15 protein-coding genes and 1 tRNA gene are annotated in these 15,771 nt (G+C 73.6%); 4 read left to right on the top strand and 12 right to left on the bottom strand.

The genetic code is table 11. The features are described 5' to 3' along the window. Positions 1-78: 78 nt before the first annotated feature. A complete protein-coding gene (locus tag GSY65_RS14005) occupies positions 79-1,023 on the top strand; it encodes a glycine betaine ABC transporter substrate-binding protein (protein WP_159775930.1) in 945 nt (314 codons plus the stop codon). Here the strand turns inward: GSY65_RS14005 and GSY65_RS14010 are convergent. Beyond that, positions 953-1,096, bottom strand: a complete 144-nt coding sequence (locus tag GSY65_RS14010) for a hypothetical protein (RefSeq protein WP_159767973.1) — start codon at positions 1,094-1,096, stop codon at positions 953-955. The genes GSY65_RS14005 and GSY65_RS14010 overlap by 71 nt on opposite strands. A 1-nt stretch (position 1,097) precedes the next feature. Between GSY65_RS14010 and GSY65_RS14015 the strand changes: the two genes are divergently transcribed. Beyond that, a complete protein-coding gene (locus tag GSY65_RS14015; protein ID WP_159767976.1) occupies positions 1,098-1,298 on the top strand; it encodes a hypothetical protein in 201 nt (66 codons plus the stop codon). 56 nt (positions 1,299-1,354) lie between these two features. On the opposite strand, the gene GSY65_RS14020 is transcribed toward GSY65_RS14015, so the two are convergent. Beyond that, on the bottom strand, positions 1,355-2,155 hold the full coding sequence (locus GSY65_RS14020) for a S16 family serine protease (RefSeq protein WP_159767979.1): 801 nt from the start codon (positions 2,153-2,155) through the stop codon (positions 1,355-1,357). A 75-nt stretch (positions 2,156-2,230) separates the two neighbouring features. Then, the gene (locus tag GSY65_RS14025) at positions 2,231-2,749 is read right to left on the bottom strand and encodes a MarR family winged helix-turn-helix transcriptional regulator (protein ID WP_159767982.1); all 519 of its coding nucleotides are present in this window, start codon (positions 2,747-2,749) and stop codon (positions 2,231-2,233) included. A gap of 57 nt (positions 2,750-2,806) precedes the next feature. Between GSY65_RS14025 and GSY65_RS14030 the strand changes: the two genes are divergently transcribed. Continuing rightward, positions 2,807-3,679 (top strand): alpha/beta fold hydrolase, encoded by an 873-nt coding sequence (locus tag GSY65_RS14030; protein WP_159767984.1) that lies wholly within the window; start codon positions 2,807-2,809, stop codon positions 3,677-3,679. A gap of 178 nt (positions 3,680-3,857) precedes the next feature. Here the strand turns inward: GSY65_RS14030 and GSY65_RS14035 are convergent, their stop codons facing one another. From GSY65_RS14035 to GSY65_RS14055, 5 genes are all read right to left on the bottom strand, one after another. Next, the gene (locus tag GSY65_RS14035) at positions 3,858-4,499 is read right to left on the bottom strand and encodes an IclR family transcriptional regulator (protein WP_055715537.1); all 642 of its coding nucleotides are present in this window, start codon (positions 4,497-4,499) and stop codon (positions 3,858-3,860) included. A gap of 439 nt (positions 4,500-4,938) precedes the next feature. Continuing rightward, complete coding sequence (locus tag GSY65_RS14040; protein WP_159767986.1) at positions 4,939-6,723, bottom strand: DEAD/DEAH box helicase; 1,785 nt, start codon at positions 6,721-6,723, stop codon at positions 4,939-4,941. Positions 6,724-6,955: 232 nt separating this feature from the next. After that, positions 6,956-7,345: a type II toxin-antitoxin system death-on-curing family toxin gene (locus GSY65_RS14045; protein WP_159767988.1), complete on the bottom strand. Its 390-nt coding sequence runs from the start codon at positions 7,343-7,345 to the stop codon at positions 6,956-6,958. Then, the gene (locus GSY65_RS14050; protein WP_159767990.1) at positions 7,342-7,542 is read right to left on the bottom strand and encodes a ribbon-helix-helix protein, CopG family; all 201 of its coding nucleotides are present in this window, start codon (positions 7,540-7,542) and stop codon (positions 7,342-7,344) included. Before GSY65_RS14050 ends, GSY65_RS14045 begins: the two co-directional genes overlap by 4 nt. A gap of 40 nt (positions 7,543-7,582) precedes the next feature. Continuing rightward, positions 7,583-9,217 carry an MFS transporter gene (locus tag GSY65_RS14055; RefSeq protein ID WP_159767992.1) on the bottom strand — a complete coding sequence of 545 codons (1,635 nt, stop codon included), beginning with the start codon at positions 9,215-9,217 and terminating at the stop codon, positions 7,583-7,585. 292 nt (positions 9,218-9,509) lie between these two features. Between GSY65_RS14055 and GSY65_RS14060 the strand changes: the two genes are divergently transcribed. Beyond that, a tRNA-Cys gene (locus tag GSY65_RS14060) sits at positions 9,510-9,584 on the top strand. A 74-nt stretch (positions 9,585-9,658) separates the two neighbouring features. On the opposite strand, the gene GSY65_RS14065 is transcribed toward GSY65_RS14060, so the two are convergent. The 4 genes from GSY65_RS14065 to GSY65_RS14080 form a co-directional block, all read right to left on the bottom strand. Continuing rightward, positions 9,659-10,222, bottom strand: a complete 564-nt coding sequence (locus GSY65_RS14065; protein WP_236579783.1) for an SUKH-4 family immunity protein — start codon at positions 10,220-10,222, stop codon at positions 9,659-9,661. A 203-nt stretch (positions 10,223-10,425) separates the two neighbouring features. After that, positions 10,426-12,759, bottom strand: a complete 2,334-nt coding sequence (locus GSY65_RS14070) for a xanthine dehydrogenase family protein molybdopterin-binding subunit (RefSeq protein ID WP_159767994.1) — start codon at positions 12,757-12,759, stop codon at positions 10,426-10,428. Beyond that, on the bottom strand, positions 12,756-14,681 hold the full coding sequence (locus tag GSY65_RS14075; protein ID WP_159767996.1) for a 2Fe-2S iron-sulfur cluster-binding protein: 1,926 nt from the start codon (positions 14,679-14,681) through the stop codon (positions 12,756-12,758). Before GSY65_RS14075 ends, GSY65_RS14070 begins: the two co-directional genes overlap by 4 nt. Further along, entirely contained in the window at positions 14,678-15,571 is an 894-nt protein-coding gene (locus GSY65_RS14080; protein ID WP_159767998.1) for an FAD binding domain-containing protein, read from the bottom strand. Before GSY65_RS14080 ends, GSY65_RS14075 begins: the two co-directional genes overlap by 4 nt. Positions 15,572-15,771: the final 200 nt, after the last annotated feature.

The raw sequence follows: 15,771 nt of genomic DNA on the forward strand, positions 1-15,771 counted from the left end.
GGGTCGGCGCCGCGTGCGGCCGTCCTGCTCTGCGCGCTGCTGGCGGTCACCGGGTGCGGGCTGACCAGCGGCTCCCCCATGACCGACGACGTGCGGCCGGGCTCCGTCGGACGGGGCCGGCCTCTGGAGGGCGCCGAGCTGACCGTGACGTCGAAGGACTTCACGGAGAACCTGATCCTCGGGGCGGTCATGGGCATCGCCTTCCAGGCGGCCGGCGCGGAGGTGGTCGACCGGACCGGCATCCAGGGGTCCTTCGGCGCCCGGGAGGCGGTGCGCAGCGGGGAGGCGGACGCCATGTACGAGTACACGGGCACCGCCTGGATCACGTACCAGGGCAACAGCGCCCCCATCGCCGATCCGCGCCGGCAGTGGGAGGCGGTGCGCGCGGCGGACCTGCGGAACGGGGTGACCTGGCTGCCGCCGTCGGCCCTGGACAACACGTACGCGCTCGCCCTGAACCGCGCCAACGCCGACCGGTACGGCACGAGGAACCTCTCCGAGGTGGCCGCCCTCGCGGCGCGGGACCCGGGCGCCGTCACCCTGTGCGTGGAGGGCGAGTTCGCCAACCGCGCGGACGGACTGCCGGGCCTGCAGAAGGCGTACGGCATGAGCCTGCCCGCCGGGAACATCGCCCAGATGGACACCGGCATCATCTACACGCAGGCGGCGAAGGGCAGTTGCGTGTACGGGGAGGTGTACACCACCGACGGGCGCATCGCGTCGATGCGGCTCGCCGTGATGGAGGACGACCGGCGGTTCTTCCCGCACTACAACGCGGCGCCCGAGATCAACTCCGCGACCCTGCGGAAGTGGCCGGGGATCGCCGGCGTCCTGGCGCCCGTCACGGCGAGGCTGGACAACGACGTGGCCCGGAAGCTGAACGCCAGGGTCGACGTGGAGGGGGAGGATCCGCACGAGGTGGCGTTGGAGTGGATGGTGGCGGAGGGGTTCGTCACGTGCGGCGCGGGCAGGGCGGCTCGTAGTCGAGGCGGGGGAAGCGGCGGGCCCACTGGGTGCGGCTGATGGTGCCGTGGGCGTCGGCGAGCGCCCGGTCGAGGTCGGTGTACCAGATCTGCACGCTGTAGTGGGCGGTCACCGTGAGGAATGCTGCTGGTGGCGGCCGCATCGAGGGCCTGGTCACCGCCCACCCCCGCACCCTGCTGCGGGGCACCGCCTGGGGCAGCGAGGACGACAGCCATGTGGCGCAGCTGTACGGCGGCCATGTCATTCCCGGGTCGACGCTCGACGACCTCAACCTGTCGTTGAGCCAGTGGAACACCGAGGCGGGCTGGCCCTAACGCCTCATGCAGTTCCGGGTGCGCGGCCCCGCCTCCTGAACGGCGGCCGGTCCGGGTCAGCAGCTCGGGACGGACCCCTTGCCCGTCTCCAGGGCCACCAGGGAGCTGACCGCGTTCTTCAGCGTGGTCACCGGGATGAGCCTGAGCCCCTTCGGCAGCTCGGCCTTCGCGTCGGCGCACTCGGCCCTGGGCACCAGGAAGACCGTGGCGCCGTCACGGCGGGCGGCCTGGGTCTTGAGGGGCACGCCGCCGACGGCGCCGACCTTGCCGGAGCTGTCGATGGTCCCCGTACCGGCGATGACCCGGCCGCCGGTGAGGTCGCCGCCGGTGCCGTCGCCGTCGAGCTTGTCGACGATGCCGAGGGAGAACAGCAGACCGGCGCTGGGGCCGCCGACGTCGGCGAGCCGCAGGGTGACCTTGACGTCGTCGGCGTCCTCACCGAGGTAGGCGAGGGCCGCCTCGGTGGCCGTGTCCTGGGACTTCTTCATCTCGGCCGCGTTGTACTCCTCGATCTCCTTCACGGACTCGCCGCTCGGGTAGACCGCGTCGCGCGGCATGACGGCCCGGTCGGCGCGGAACCAGTTGTCGAGCACGTCGCCGAGGCCGACGTCGGCGTCGGGGCCGGTGGCCACGATGGTCGTCATGCGCAGTTCGCCGGTGGTCCGCCGGGTCGGGGCGCCGGAGACGGTGATCACCGGCTCGCCCTTGTTCTCGCCGAGGACGTTCGCCGTCATGCCGGGCTGCGCGATGGTGAACGGCAACGGCGCGAACGCGACCGTCGCGAGCAGCCCCACGACGGGCACGGCACAGACGGCCACGGCGGCGGGACGCGAAAGACGGGAGAGGCGAGAGAGCACGGGGTCAATCTAACGCGACGCGTGGTTCCGGCCGGGGGGTGGTGGGGGGGGCGGGCCCGGCCGGGGTGCCGGAACTCACTTCCCTTCGGCGTCCTCGAAGACCGCGAGCATCTGGGTGAGCACATGCACACAGGTGTCGATGTCCGCGCCGGTGATGTCGCCCCCGACCCGCGCCATCAGTCGGCTCTCCCGGGCGATGAGGTCGTCGATGGCGGTGCGTCCGGCGTCCGTCAGCCGGATCAGGGACGACCGCTGGTGGGCCGGGTTGGGGACGGCCTCGACGAGGTCGCCGTCCGCCGCCTCGTTGACCATCCGCTGCACGAACTGCCGGCTCACCGCCAGGGTCCGCCCCATCTGCGGCACGGTCAGGGGTCCCCTGGCCCGCAGCAGCTCCAGTACGGCCCGTACGCCGATGGAGAGCCCCACGGTCGGCGCCTTCAGCTCCACGGCCTTGGTGACCCGGCGGTACAGGGGGCCGAGGACGGCGAACACCTCGTACAGCCGCCCGGCGAGGACCTCCGGCGGAAGCGGCCGGTCCTGGTCGGTGGTGCGGGCGGCCGTACCGGTCTCGTTGTCGCTCTCGTTCTGTGTCACCCGCCCAGGATGACACCTGGGTTGCCATTCCACTCGCAAGATGACACCTTAGTTGTCATGACTGATGCCTCGCAGGTATGGCAGGTACACACGTTCGCATCCGACGACGGCCCGCTCGCCTACGGCGACACCGGCACGGGCCTCCCCCTGGTCCTGCTGCACGGCGGCTTCGCCGACCGCCGTATGTGGCGCGATCTCGTCCCGCCGCTCTCGGCCCACCACCGCGTGATCACACCGGACGCGCGCGGCCACGGCGCCTCGGCCAACGCGAGCAGGCCGTTCCGGTTCACCGACGACCTCGCCGCGCTGCTGCGCCACCTCGACACCGGACCCGCCGTACTGATCGGCATGTCGATGGGCGGGGGTATCGCGGTCGACACCGCGCTGGAGCATCCGGACCTCGTACGGGCCCTCGTCGTCAGCAACGTCGGCACCAGCGAGCCCGAGTTCACGGACCCCTGGACGAAGGACTCGGTCACCCGCTACTACGGCGCCCTGATGGCCGGGGACATCGAGACCTGGCTCGACGTCGCCACCGAGGCCGTCGTGGGCCCGTACCGGACCGTGGACGACGTGGACGCCGAGCTGGTGCGCCGCGTGCGGGAGATGAACCGCGCCACCGTCTCCAAGCACAGCCTCGGCGAGACGGACTGGCACGTCCCGGTGACGGACACCTGGGCGCGCGCCGCGGGCATCACCGTCCCGGTCCTCGCGGTCAACGGCGCCCTCGACGCCCCCGACATCGTCGCCATGGCCGAACGCCTCACCACCACGGTCGCCGGTCCGGGCCGCGCCACGGCCATCGAGGGCACGGGCCACTACGCCGCCATGGAACAGCCGGAGACCTTCGCGAAGCTGGTCCTGGAGTGGCTGGAGACACTGGAGGCGCCCGGCACCCTGGAGGCAGCGCGGGGCGAGCGCCGAGCGTAGGGCGGGCGGAGTCCCCGGAATCCTGGTCGCGGGGAGCCGACGCCAGGGGGCCGGGGCACGGGGAGCCGGGGTCACGGGGGTGCCTCGGCTCGGCCCGCCGCCCGGCGCCGGGCGCCCGCCGCACGTGTCAGCGGAGCGCCGCCCGCCCTCTCGGCCCGCTGTCGGCCCGCCGCCCGCGTCAGCGGAGCGCGTCGGCCACCTCTCGGGCCGCGTCCATCACACGCGGCCCCACCCGCTCCGGCACCGCGTCCGCCAGCATGACGACCCCGACGCTGCCCTCGACGCCGGTCACGCCGAGCAGGGGTGCCGCGGCGCCGCTCGCCCCGGCCTCCAGCTCACCGTGCGTGAGCGCGTACCCGGGCCAGTCCCCCGGCTGCTGACGGGCCGACAGGATCGCGCGTCCGGCGGCCCCCCGGTCCAGCGCATGACGGAATCCGGCCCGATAGGCGACGTGGTAGTCGGTCCACGTCGGCTCGACGACGGCCACGGCCAACGCTTCCGTGCCGTCGACGAGGGTGAGGTGCGCGGTGGCACCGATGTCCTCCGCGAGCGACCGCAGCGCCGGCAGCGCGGCCTCCCGCACCAGCGGGTGCACCTGGCGGCCCAGGCGGAGCACACCGAGCCCGACCCGGGCACGTCCGCCCAGGTCACGCCGTACGAGAGAGTGCTGCTCCAGGGTGGCGAGCAGGCGGTACACGACGGTCCGGTTGACCCCGAGCTTGTTGGACAGTTCGGTGACGGTCAGCCCGTGGTCGGTGTCGGCGAGAAGTTTGAGGACACGCAGTCCCCGATCCAGCGTCTGAGAGGTCTCCGCGGTCACGACGCCCACTCCTTCGTGGTGAGGGCGGCGGCCCCCTTCGCGAGGGATGCGTCACCGGTCCCGTCGGCGACGCGCTACAGAGGCCGCCGATCGGCTGGACCCGGTTGGCTTCCGGGCGGAGTCGCTTCACGGCTGCGCTCCGCGGCGGCGCTGCCACGGGGCGTTTGCGTAGCGGGACAGTAGACGAGCCGGTTCGCTGAGCGGAAGACTCCGTCCAGAATCCGGTCAAGGAGCGGTACGGACTACTTCGATTTGTCGCAAAATGTAGGGGCGCACCTCACCGGACACGCACCGCGTGCCGCCCGGCGCGCGGACATCCCCACACGCCGTACGGGCGGCCGTCGTCCCCCACGCCCCGTACCCCCGCGCGCCGTACGGGCGGCCGTCGTCCCCCACGCCCCGTACCCCGCGCGGCCGACGGTCCGGCCGCGTGCCGCCGTCACTTCATGCGGGTGGCCCACTCCTGCACCTTGGCGATGCGCTGCCGCAGTTGCCCCGCGGTGGCCTCGGCGCTCGGCGGTCCGCCGCACACCCGCCGTACCTCGGTGTGGATGACGCCGTGCGGCTTGCCGCTCTGGTGGGAGTACGCGCCGACCATGCTGTTGAGCTGCTTGCGCAGTTCGAGGAGTTCCTTGTGGGTGACGACGGGCCGGCGGTCGGCGGGCAGCTCGACGAGGTCGGCCTCCGCGTCCGGCTTCCGGCGGCTGTGCGCGATCTGCCGGGCCTGCCGCTTCTGCAGCAGCAGTTGCACCTGGTCGGGTTCGAGGAGCCCCGGGATCCCGAGGTAGTCCTGCTCCTCCTCGCTGCCCGGGTGGGCCTGCATACCGAACTCGGCGCCGTTGTACATGACCCGGTCGAAGACCGCGTCGGACTCCAGCGCCTCGAACGGCAGCATGTCCTGCTCGCCGGTGTCCTCGTCCTGCTGCCGCTCCGCCTCGGCGAGGAGCTTGTCCTCCTCGGCGTACGGGTCCTCCTCGCCGCCCTTCTTGGGCTTGTCGAGGACGTGGTCGCGTTCGCGTTCCATCTCGTTCGCGAAGCCGAGCAGGTCGGGCACGGTCGGCAGGAACACGGACGCGGTCTCGCCGCGCCGCCGGGACCGCACGAAACGCCCGACGGCCTGCGCGAAGAAGAGAGGCGTGGAGATGGTGGTGGCGTACACCCCGACCGCGAGCCGCGGCACGTCGACGCCCTCGGACACCATGCGGACGGCGACCATCCAGCGGTCGGTGCTGTGGCTGAACTCGTCGATGCGGTCCGAGGCGCCGGAGTCGTCGGACAGGACGAGGGTCGCCGCGTGGCCGGTGATCTCCCGGATGAGCTTGGCGTAGGCGCGCGCCGACTCCTGGTCGGAGGCGATGACGAGGGCGCCCGCGTCCGGGATGGCCTTCCTGACCTCGGTGAGCCGCTGGTCGGCGGCGCGCAGCACGCTCGGCATCCACTCGCCGCGCGGATCGAGCGCGGTGCGCCACGCCTGGCTGATGGCGTCCTTGGTCATGGGCTCGCCGAGCCGTGCCGCGATCTCGTCGCCGGCCTTGGTGCGCCAGCGCATGTTGCCGCTGTAGGAGAGGAAGATGACGGGCCGCACGACGTTGTCGGCGAGCGCGTTGCCGTAACCGTAGGTGTAGTCGGCGGAGGACCGCCGGATGCCGTCCTGCCCCTCCTCGTACGTCACGAACGGGATGGGGTTGGTGTCGGACCGGAAGGGCGTACCCGTGAGGGCGAGCCGCCGCGTGGCCGGTTCGAACGCCTCCAGGCATGCCTCGCCCCAGGACTTGCTGTCGCCGGCGTGGTGGATCTCGTCGAGGATGACGAGGGTCTTGCGCTGTTCGCTGCGGTTGCGGTGCAGCATGGGGCGCACGCCGACACCGGCGTAGGTGACGGCGACCCCGTCGTACTCCCGGCCGAGCGGCCCCGCGCTGTACTCGGGGTCCAGCTTGATCCCTATCCGCGCCGCCGCTTCCGCCCACTGCTTCTTCAGGTGCTCGGTCGGCGCCACGACGGTCACCTGCTGCACGACGTGGTGGTGCAGCAGCCAGGACGCGAGCGTCAGCGCGAAGGTGGTCTTCCCGGCGCCGGGCGTCGCGACCGCGAGGAAGTCCCGCGGCTGCTCCTGGATGTACTTCTCCATCGCCCCTTGCTGCCAGGCACGCAGCTTGCTGGCGGTACCCCAGGGGGCGCGGCCGGGGAAGGCGGGTGAGAGGTGGTGGTTCGAGGAAGCGGTCATGGGCGCGGGCCCGGAGGGCCCTCCGTTGAGGGTGGCGTTGGGCGACGGGCGGGAGGTAGTCACGGTCTCCGGTCTGTGATCTGTGGTCGGGCGGCTCGGTGGGGTAGCGGCGAGCGGCCCTGCCACAGCGGCTCGGCCGGCTCGGCTACGTATGACAACCGGGCCACCCTACCGGCGGCGGCACCTCGTCAACGCGCGTACGACACCCGCTCCCCCGGCGATGGGATCCACCTCACACCGGCTGCCCGGCCAGCCCTCGCAGCACCTCGGAGATCGCCTTGACCTCATCCATGTCCCCGGTGGCCACGGCGATCACCAGACGTTCGGCGGCCTCGATGTCCGGTCGGAGCTGCGCACCGTTCATGGCCAGGAAGACGGCACAGGACGTCCACGCCGTGCGCTTGTTCCCGTCGACGAAGGGACGGTTGATCGTGAGTGACTGCAGGAGCGCCGCCGCCTTGTCGAACAGGTCGCCGTACGCCTCCTGTCCGAACATCGAGGCGGAGGGCCGGTGCACGGCCGACTCCAGCAGACCCGCGTCACGAATGACGACGTCCTGGTCATCGACCGCGAGTTCGGCGATGGCCAGGACGTCCTCTGCCGACAGGTAGACATACGTCACTTGAGCCGCTCCAGCAGTTCGGCCCACTTCGCGGTCTGTTCCTTGGCCGCCTTGCGGACCAGCGCCTCATGAGCGGTCCGAGCAAGGTAGTCGTCCACGGCCCTGAGCACTATGGCGTGCATGCTGACACCCTCCTCCTCGGCGCGCAGCTTGAGTGCTTCCGTCTGGTCATCACGGAGACGCAGGTTCATAGCCATACCAAAACAGTACCACTCGATGGGGTCATAGTGGTACCACCTAGGTCCGCTCCCGCAGTCGCGTCGTCACCCACGCCCCCAGGAGCGCCACGGCCGCCATCGGCAGGAACACGGCGACGAACGCGGCCGGGTGGGAGCCGCTGCCGCCGGCCGTGGTGACCGTGTGGCCGGCCGCGCCGCCGCCGAGCGCGGCGAAGGCGGCGCCGCCGGCCGCCAGCAGCAGCGCGTTGGAGAGGCCGTCGGAGATCTGGAGCGCGGCGGAGTTCGTGCCGGCCTCCTCCGGGGCGGAGAGCTTGAGCAGCAGCACGCTGGTGGAGGAGATGACGAGGCCCATCCCGAAGCACCCGAAGGCCCAGGCGACGGCCACGGTCCACACCGGCACCGTCTCGATCAGCACACTGGGCACGGTGACGATCGCCGCCGCGACCACCACCATCCCCGTCGTCATCAACCGCTCCCGGTAAGGCTCCACGCGCGCCCGCGCCTGCACCCACGACCCCAGCGCCCAGGCCCCGCCACCCGCCGCGAGCGAGAACCCGGCGAGCGTCGGCGACAGCCCCCGCTGGGTGACCAGCATCAGCGGCACGAACGACTCGGCCGCGACGAACGACCCCGCCGCCACCCCGCGCAGCAGCACCACGGAGGGCAGACCCCGCACCGCCCGGTACGTCCCCCTCGGCAGCAGCCCCAGCACGGCCGGGACCAGCAGCGCCACCCCGACGGCCGCCGGCAGGACCGACAGCCACCGCAGGTCCTGCGCCGCGTACTGCAGGAGCCCGGCCCCCACCGAGATACCGAGGGCGAGCCGGATGCGGCGGCGGTCGAAGGAGGGGCGCGGGGAGAGGGACGGGGGATGGGGTGGGGGTGGGACCGGAGCGGAGGCAGCGGCCGTGGCGGCGGCAGGCGCCGGGGACGGGGCGGGGTGCGCCCCGGAGGGGGCGCCGTCCGGTGACGGGGAGCCGTCCGGGGACGGCGACACCGCGGGGTGGACGTCGGGCCGGGGCGCGGGGCCGGGCGCCGGGCCGCCGACCGGTCCCGACGCCCGGCGCCGTATCTGGGGCAGCGCCAGCCCCAGCGGCAGCACAACCAGGACCGGGATGCCCACGAAGACCCAGCGCCAGCCCAGCTGTTCGGTGACCGCGCCCGCGGCGAGCGGACCGACGACGGAGGGGATGATCCAGCTCGCGGCGAACCCCGCCATGATGGACGGCCGCAGCCGCTCCGGGTACGCCCGGCCCACCACCACGTACAGCGCGACGATGACGAGGCCGCCCCCGAGTCCCTGGACGGCCCGGCCGAGGATGAACAGCCACATCGCGCCCGCGGTGCCGGACAGCAGCAGTCCTGCGGCGAACGCGGCGATGCCCGCGGTCAGCGGCCCGAGCGGCCCCCGCAGGTCCGACCACTGCCCGGACAGCACCATGCCGAACAGGCTGGTGGTGAAGTACGCCGAGAACACGAAGCCGTACGCCGAGACCCCGTCCAGCTCCCGTGCGGCGACCGGCATGGCCGTCCCGACCGCCATCGCCTCGAACGCGATCAGCAGCACGACGGAGACGATGCCGACGCTGAGCGCCCGGTAGGAGCGCCCCAGCACCCCCTCCGCCCGCTCGCCGACAACCACCGGATCAGCGTCCCTCGCGACGTCCGTGCCACGCGGCCTCAGAGCACTCATGCCCGCCAGCGTAAGGGGCGTGCCCGACATTGACCCCTGTCCGGAGTCCCGGCCCCCGTCCGACCTTGGTCGTACGCCCCCGCCCCTACTTCCCCACGAACCCCCACGCACCCCCACGAACACCGGGCACTCCAGAGCACCCCAGGCACCCCATGCCACGCCCTTTCATGAACGGCGTATGGCAGTCCCGTTGCAGCCCCCGCCCACGCCTTGAGCCCCGCCCGCTCCCCCGCCTATGGTCGACTCATCGCGCACGGAGCAATCACCCGAAGCACCACGATCGCACCGTCCCGGCCGTGTGCCCGAGTGGTTCAGGGGCTCGCCTGCAAAGCGAGTTACGTGGGTTCGAATCCCGCCATGGCCTCCAGGTGAGACATGGCCGGCCGCTGTACAGCGGCCGGCCATGGTCGTGTTCGCCGTGGGGCGGGGGCGGGGCGGGGGTCAGCCGCCGGCGCAGGCCTCGTTGCGGAGGGTTTCCACCCAGCAGCCCGTCGCCGTCCTCTCGCGCTTCTCCCGCTGGAGGAGCCAGAGGGTGAAGGCGAACGTGGAGATGTCGGCGTGCAGCGGGCAGAGCGTGGACTCGGGCTCGCTCCAGTTGTGGGCGGCGCCCGTCGTGCCGTCGAGGACGATGCTGTTGCCCTCGACGAAGTGGCCGAGACGGATCAGTCGGTCCGCCTCGGCGGGAAGCCGGCCGGCGGGGAACGCGGGGCGTTCGTGCGCGTAGTACTCGGCGAGGGTCGGCAGCGGGACGTCCGTGTCGAACTGGAACAGGGCGTGCTCCTCGGGCAGGCCCATGTCGCGCAGGAAGCGGCGGGTCGGCTCGTGCGTGAGCGTCGCCGGGAAGTCGAAGTCCTCGAAACGCCACACCCTGCTCCGGCCGAACTCCTCGTCCAGCAGCAGGGCGGGCAGGTCCAGTGCCAGTCCCGACAGTGTCGCCGGTCCGGCGGTCACGGTCAGGTCCGTCAGGTCGTTCAGGTCCGTCAGGCCCATGGTCCCCATCGTCATCGTGCTCTCGGCTCCCCCAGCACATGGTGCGCGGCGCGCTTCCCCCCGGCAGGGGACAACACCGCGCCGCCCAGCGGCCGTTGCCGTCCCACTCCCAGAACCTTACGCCGCCCCACCGACAACGCCCGCCGTACCCGCGAACACCGGCCACGGCGCGCTCACCCGGGGACCGCCCGGGACCGGTCGTGGCGGACGGGGACCGCTCAGGCCCCCGTCACGACCGCCGCCTGCGGGCGGATCGGCAGGCGGTTCACGGGACGGCCCGTCGCGGCCCGGACGGCGGAGGCGACGGCCGCCGGGGAGGTGACCACCGGCACCGCGCTGGCCGCCTTCGCGCCGAAGGGAGCCACCACGTCCCGCTCCTCCACCAGCTTGACGATCCGGATGTCGGGGGCGTCGAGCGCGGTCGGCAGGGAGTAGCCGGTGAGGTCGGGGTGGCGGATCAGACCGCGCGGGGTGCGCAGGTTCTCCGTCAGCGCGATACCGACGCCCTGGGTGACGCCCGCCTCGATCCGGGCGGCGAGCTGGGCGGGGTTGAGGACCCGGCCCACGTCCTGGGCGATCGCCAGCTCCACGACCCGTACGGAGCCGAGTTCGATGTCGACGTCCACGACCGCGCGGATCGCGCAGAAGGCCATGCCCACGAACGCGTCGCCCTGGCCCGCGCCGTCCAGCGGCTCGGTGGGGTGCGGGCGGCACTGTGCGGTGGCCCACAGTTCCTTGCCGTCGAGGGCCTCCGCGACCGTCGTCGACAGGACACCGTCGTACGACGTGATCTTGCCGTCGGTGATCTGCAGCAGCTCCGTGGACATGCCGAACTTGTGGGCCAGGGGCTGCAGCAGCTGTGTGCGGACCATCTTCGCCGCGCGTTCCACCGCGCCGCCCGACACCCAGGTGTGGCGGCCCCGGCAGCCGGCGCCCGCGGGGGGCTGGTCGGTGTCGACCTGGGCGATGTGGACCTCGTCGATGCCGAGGGTCTCCTGGACGATCTGCCGGGCCAGGGTGGAGAAGCCCTGGCCGGTGTCGACGGCCGCGCACAGCACGGTCGCGATGCCGTCGTGGACCTTCACGGTGGCGGTGGAGACCTCGTCGGCGCCCTCCGCGCCGAGCATGTGGACCATGCCGAGGCCGTAGCCGACGCCGCGCCGGACCGCGCCCGGCTCGCCCGCGCCCTCGGGGCCGCCCGGCAGCAGCCACTCCTCCTCGGGAGTGTCCTTCGGCAGTGCCGGGAGCGGGAACTCCCGGACCGCTTCGAGGAGTTCGGCGACCGGGGCCGGGCAGGTCACGGACTGCCCGGTCGGCAGCACGTCACCCGTGGACATCACGTTGCGCATGCGCAGCTCGGCCGGGTCGAGGCCCAGCTTCTTGGCGAGCTTGTCCATCTGCGCCTCGTACGCGGCGCACACCTGCATGGCGCCCTCGCCGCGGACATGGCCGGAGGGCGGGTTGTTGGTGCGGACCACCCAGCCCTCGATGAAGGCGTTGGGGACCACGTACGGGCCGCAGGCGAACGACACGGCCGCCGCCAGGGCCTCGGACGAGGTGTCGGCGTACGCGCCCCCGTCCAGCAGGATCTGGGCCTCGACCTTGACGAGCCTGCCCTCGGCGTCCGCGTGGTGGCGGTACCGCAGGAGTGTCGGGTGCCGGTGCGCGTGGCCCAGGAAGGACTCCTCGCGGGTGGCGGTCAGCTTGACCGGGCAGCCGGTCTTCAGCGCCAGCAGACCGAGGGGGAGCTGGAAGCCCTGGTCCTCGCGGTCGGCGGTGGCGCCGGGCACCCCGGTGACGACGATCTTCACGCGGTCGGGGGCCAGGCCGTACACGGCGGCGGCGGTGTCGCGGTCGGTGTGCGGGTCGGTGGAGCCGATGTACAGCTCGACACCGCCGTCGGGGCGGGGCACGGCGAGGCCGGCCTCGGCGCCGATGGGGGCCGGGTCCTGGCGGCCGATGCGGTACTGCCCCTCGACGACCACCTCGCCGGAGGCCTCGGGGTCGCCGTGGCGCAGCGGGATATGCCGGATCAGGTTGCCGTCGGGGTGCAGCGGCTCGGCCTCGAAGGCCTGCTCCGGGTCGATCACCGGGTCGAGCACCTCGTACTCGACGATGACGGCGGCGGCGGCCATCCGCGCGGTGTCCGGGTGGTCGGCGGCGACGGCCGCGATGGGCTCGCCGTGGTGGCGCACGACCTCGGAGGCGAACACCGGCCGGTCGATCCTGCCGCGGCCGTGCAGCGGGGTGCCCGGCACGTCCTCGTGGGTGACGACGGCCCGGACGCCGGGCATCTCGCGGGCGTGCGACGTGTCGATGGACACGATGCGCGCGTGCGGGTGCGGTGAGCGCAGGACGGCGGCCCACAGCAGGCCCTCGGCCCACAGGTCGGCCGCGTACGGGAAGGTGCCCTCGGACTTCGCGCGGGCGTCGGCGGACGGCAGGGACACGCCCAGTCCGTGCGGCAGCGCCTCCGGTGCGGGCGCGGCGTCCCCGGCGGTGCCGGCGGTGCCGGTGACCGCGGGCGTCGCGGTGGCTGCGTCGTTGCTCACGCCTGGCCTCCGTCCTGGCCGAACGACTGGTCCTGATCGCCGAAGTTCTGGCCCTGACCGCCGTAGGTGTCACCAGGGCCGCCGAACGACTGCCCCTGACCGCCGTACGTGTCGCCCTGACCGACGAACGACTGGTTCTGGCCCCCGAACGACTGGTCGTGGCCGCCGAAGTTCTGGCCCTGACCGCCGTAGGTGTCACCAGGGCCGCCGAACGACTGCCCCTGACCGCCGTAGGAGTCGTCGTGACCCCCGAACGACTGGTCCTGACCCCCGAACGACTGGTCCTGGCCGCCGAACGACTGCCCCTGACCGCCGTACGTGTCGCCGTGACCGCCGAACGACTGCCCCTGACCGCCGTACGTGTCGTCCTGGCCGCCGAAGGACAGCCCCTGGCCGCCGTACGACGAGCCGGGGTCGTGCGGGGCCGCGGGCGGAGCGCCCTGGGCCTCGTAGGCCGCCGGGTTGACGCCGCCCGCGCCGGGGCCCGCCTGGTGCGGGATGCGTGCCTCGTCGGTGTCGGCGCCGGTGTCGCCGTCGCCGGCCGCGCGCGCCTCGCGTTCGGCGACGACCTCGCGGACGGCCGCCAGCACGCCGCGGTAGCCGGAGCAGCGGCAGAGGTTGCCGCACAGCGCCTGGCGGGCCTCGAGTTCGGTGGGCGCCGGGTTGCCCTCCAGGAGGTCGTGCACGGTCATCGCCATGCCGGGCACGCAGAAGCCGCACTGCACGGCGCCGCACCGGGCGAGCGCCCGCTGCACGTCGGAGGGCTGTCCGTCGACGGCGAGGCCCTCGACGGTGCGCACCTCGCTGCTCGCGGCGGTGACGGCGGGCACCAGGCAGGAGGCCACGAGCCGGCCGTCGACCTGGACGTTGCACGCGCCGCACTCGCCCTGCGAGCAGCCGTCCTTGGCGCCCGCGAGGCCGAGCCGCTCGCGCAGCACGTAGAGCAGCGACTCGCCGATCCAGGCGTCGGTGACGGGCCGGTCGGCGCCGTTGACGCTCAGGACGTACGAGGCGAGGGGGTGGTCGTCGTGCGGGGGCGGGGCGGGCTCGGCGGCCGGGTCCGCGGCGTCCGCACCCTCGGTGCCGGGTGCCTCGGCGCCGGACCCCTCGGCGGGCGTCCCCGGCTCCTGCGGGCCCGTGGGGTCGCCGTCGGCCCCGGTGGCGGTCCCGGAGTCCGCGGCGGGCTCCCGGGCGGCCTCGGGGGCCTCCTCGGGCGCCTCGGGGGCCGGTGCCTCAACAGGGGCGCCGGAGGGCTCCTCAGAGGCGTCGGAGGGCTCGTCGGGGGCCTCGGCGGGCGCGTCGGCCGGGGCCTCCTCGGCGGCGCCCTCCTCGGCGCGCGCCGCGGGCGGCGGCGCGGTCCACGCGGTGCCGATCTGCTCGGTCGCCCAGGGCGCGGGGGCGCCGCCGGGCAGGGTGGCGGGCGGGGTGCCGCCCCACTGCTCGACCAGGGCCGAGGCACTGAACTCGCCCGATTCGTCCGGAAGGTCGCCCCCGGCGACCGGAATCGACCACTCGCCGGTCACGTCGTGACCGGGCGCGGCGCCTTCCCGCGCGGCGGGCTCCTCGAACGTCCACTGCCCGGTCGAGCCGGGCTCGTACGTGAACCCGTCCTGCGCCGGGGGCTGCTGCCGCCCAGCGTTCGGGTCGTGCCACTGGGTGCCCTCGGACGGCATCGCCCAGGAGCCCGAGCCGGACGGGTCGGTCCCGGCCCCGCCGTGCGGGTTGGCCGCTATGGGCGGCGGCACATAGCCGTGACCGGGCGCGGCGAGCGGGCTGTCGGCGGCGAGCAGCGCGTCGATGCCCCCCTCGGGGAGCTGAACGAAGGTGGTGGCGCCGTCGTCGTAGTCGCCCTGCGGCAGTCGCTCCCAGCCGCTCTGGCCCCCCTGCTGCGGGGTGCCCTCTCCGTGCTGGTCGTCGGTCACGACAGCGCCCTCCCCAGTGCTCGTCGGGCCAGCGCGGCGACGGTGCGCCGCAGGTGCAGTACGGCGGGCGGAAGCGGTGTCACGGAGCCGTCGACCTCGGGGGCCGGGTCCGGGATGCAGGCGGCGGCGACGTACTCGCCGAAGGCCTGCAGCGCCTCGGGGACCAGGGTGCGCTCGCCGTCCCAGTCGATCAGCCCGGCGACCCACGCCTCGGCGTCCAGCGGGCGCAGCGGCATCGGCGCTATGGCGCCGACGGCGCACCGCACGCCGCGCCGGGCGGGGTCGAGCACGAGGGCGACCGAGGCGGCGGCGCGGCCGGGGCCGGTCCGCCCGGTGGCCTTCAGGAAGACCTGGGGGGCGTGCAGCAGCGGCACGCGCACGTACCCGATCAGCTCGCCGGGGCGGAGCATCTCCATGCCGGCCAGCAGGTGGGAGACGGGCATCTCACGGCGGGCCCCGCCCGGGCCCGCGATGACGAGCGTGGCCTCCAGGGCGGCCAGTACCGGCAGCGCGTCCCCGGTGGGGGCGGCCGTCGCGATGTTGCCGCCGAGGGTGCCCGCGTTGCGGATCTGCGGCGGTCCGGCGGCGCGCGCGGCGGCGGCGAGCGCCGGAATCAGCGCCGCGAAGTCCGGGCGCCCCATCCGGGCGTGCGTCAGTCCGGCGCCGAGCAGCGCGTGCCCGTCCTGGTACTGCCAGCCGCGGATCTCGCTGATCCTGCCCAGCCCGACCAGCGCGGCGGGCCTGAGCTGCCCGGAGTTGACCGCGGTCATGAGGTCCGTGCCACCCGCCACCGGAACCGCCCAGGGCATGGCGGCGAGGGCCGCCACGGCCTCGTCGAGCGAGCCGGGCAGGGTCACGGCCTGCGCCGCCTGCGGTGCGTGCGTGGTCAAACCGGCTGCCCCTTCCCGCTGCCCCACCTGGTCCGCCTGTGTTGGCCGTACGGTACGTGCTGACAGGGCGGACGTGGCAACTCTGGCACATTCTCGCGAGGCCCGAACGCGGGGGTCCGCTAGGAGGCATTCGCCCACCTCACCCCGGCGATGGTCCGGTTTGGCAAGACATCTCCCACAGGTGCTTTTTGCCATCCTTC

This window comes from Streptomyces sp. HM190, assembly GCF_009857135.1.
GTDB classification, from domain to species: Bacteria; Actinomycetota; Actinomycetes; order Streptomycetales; family Streptomycetaceae; genus Streptomyces; species Streptomyces heilongjiangensis.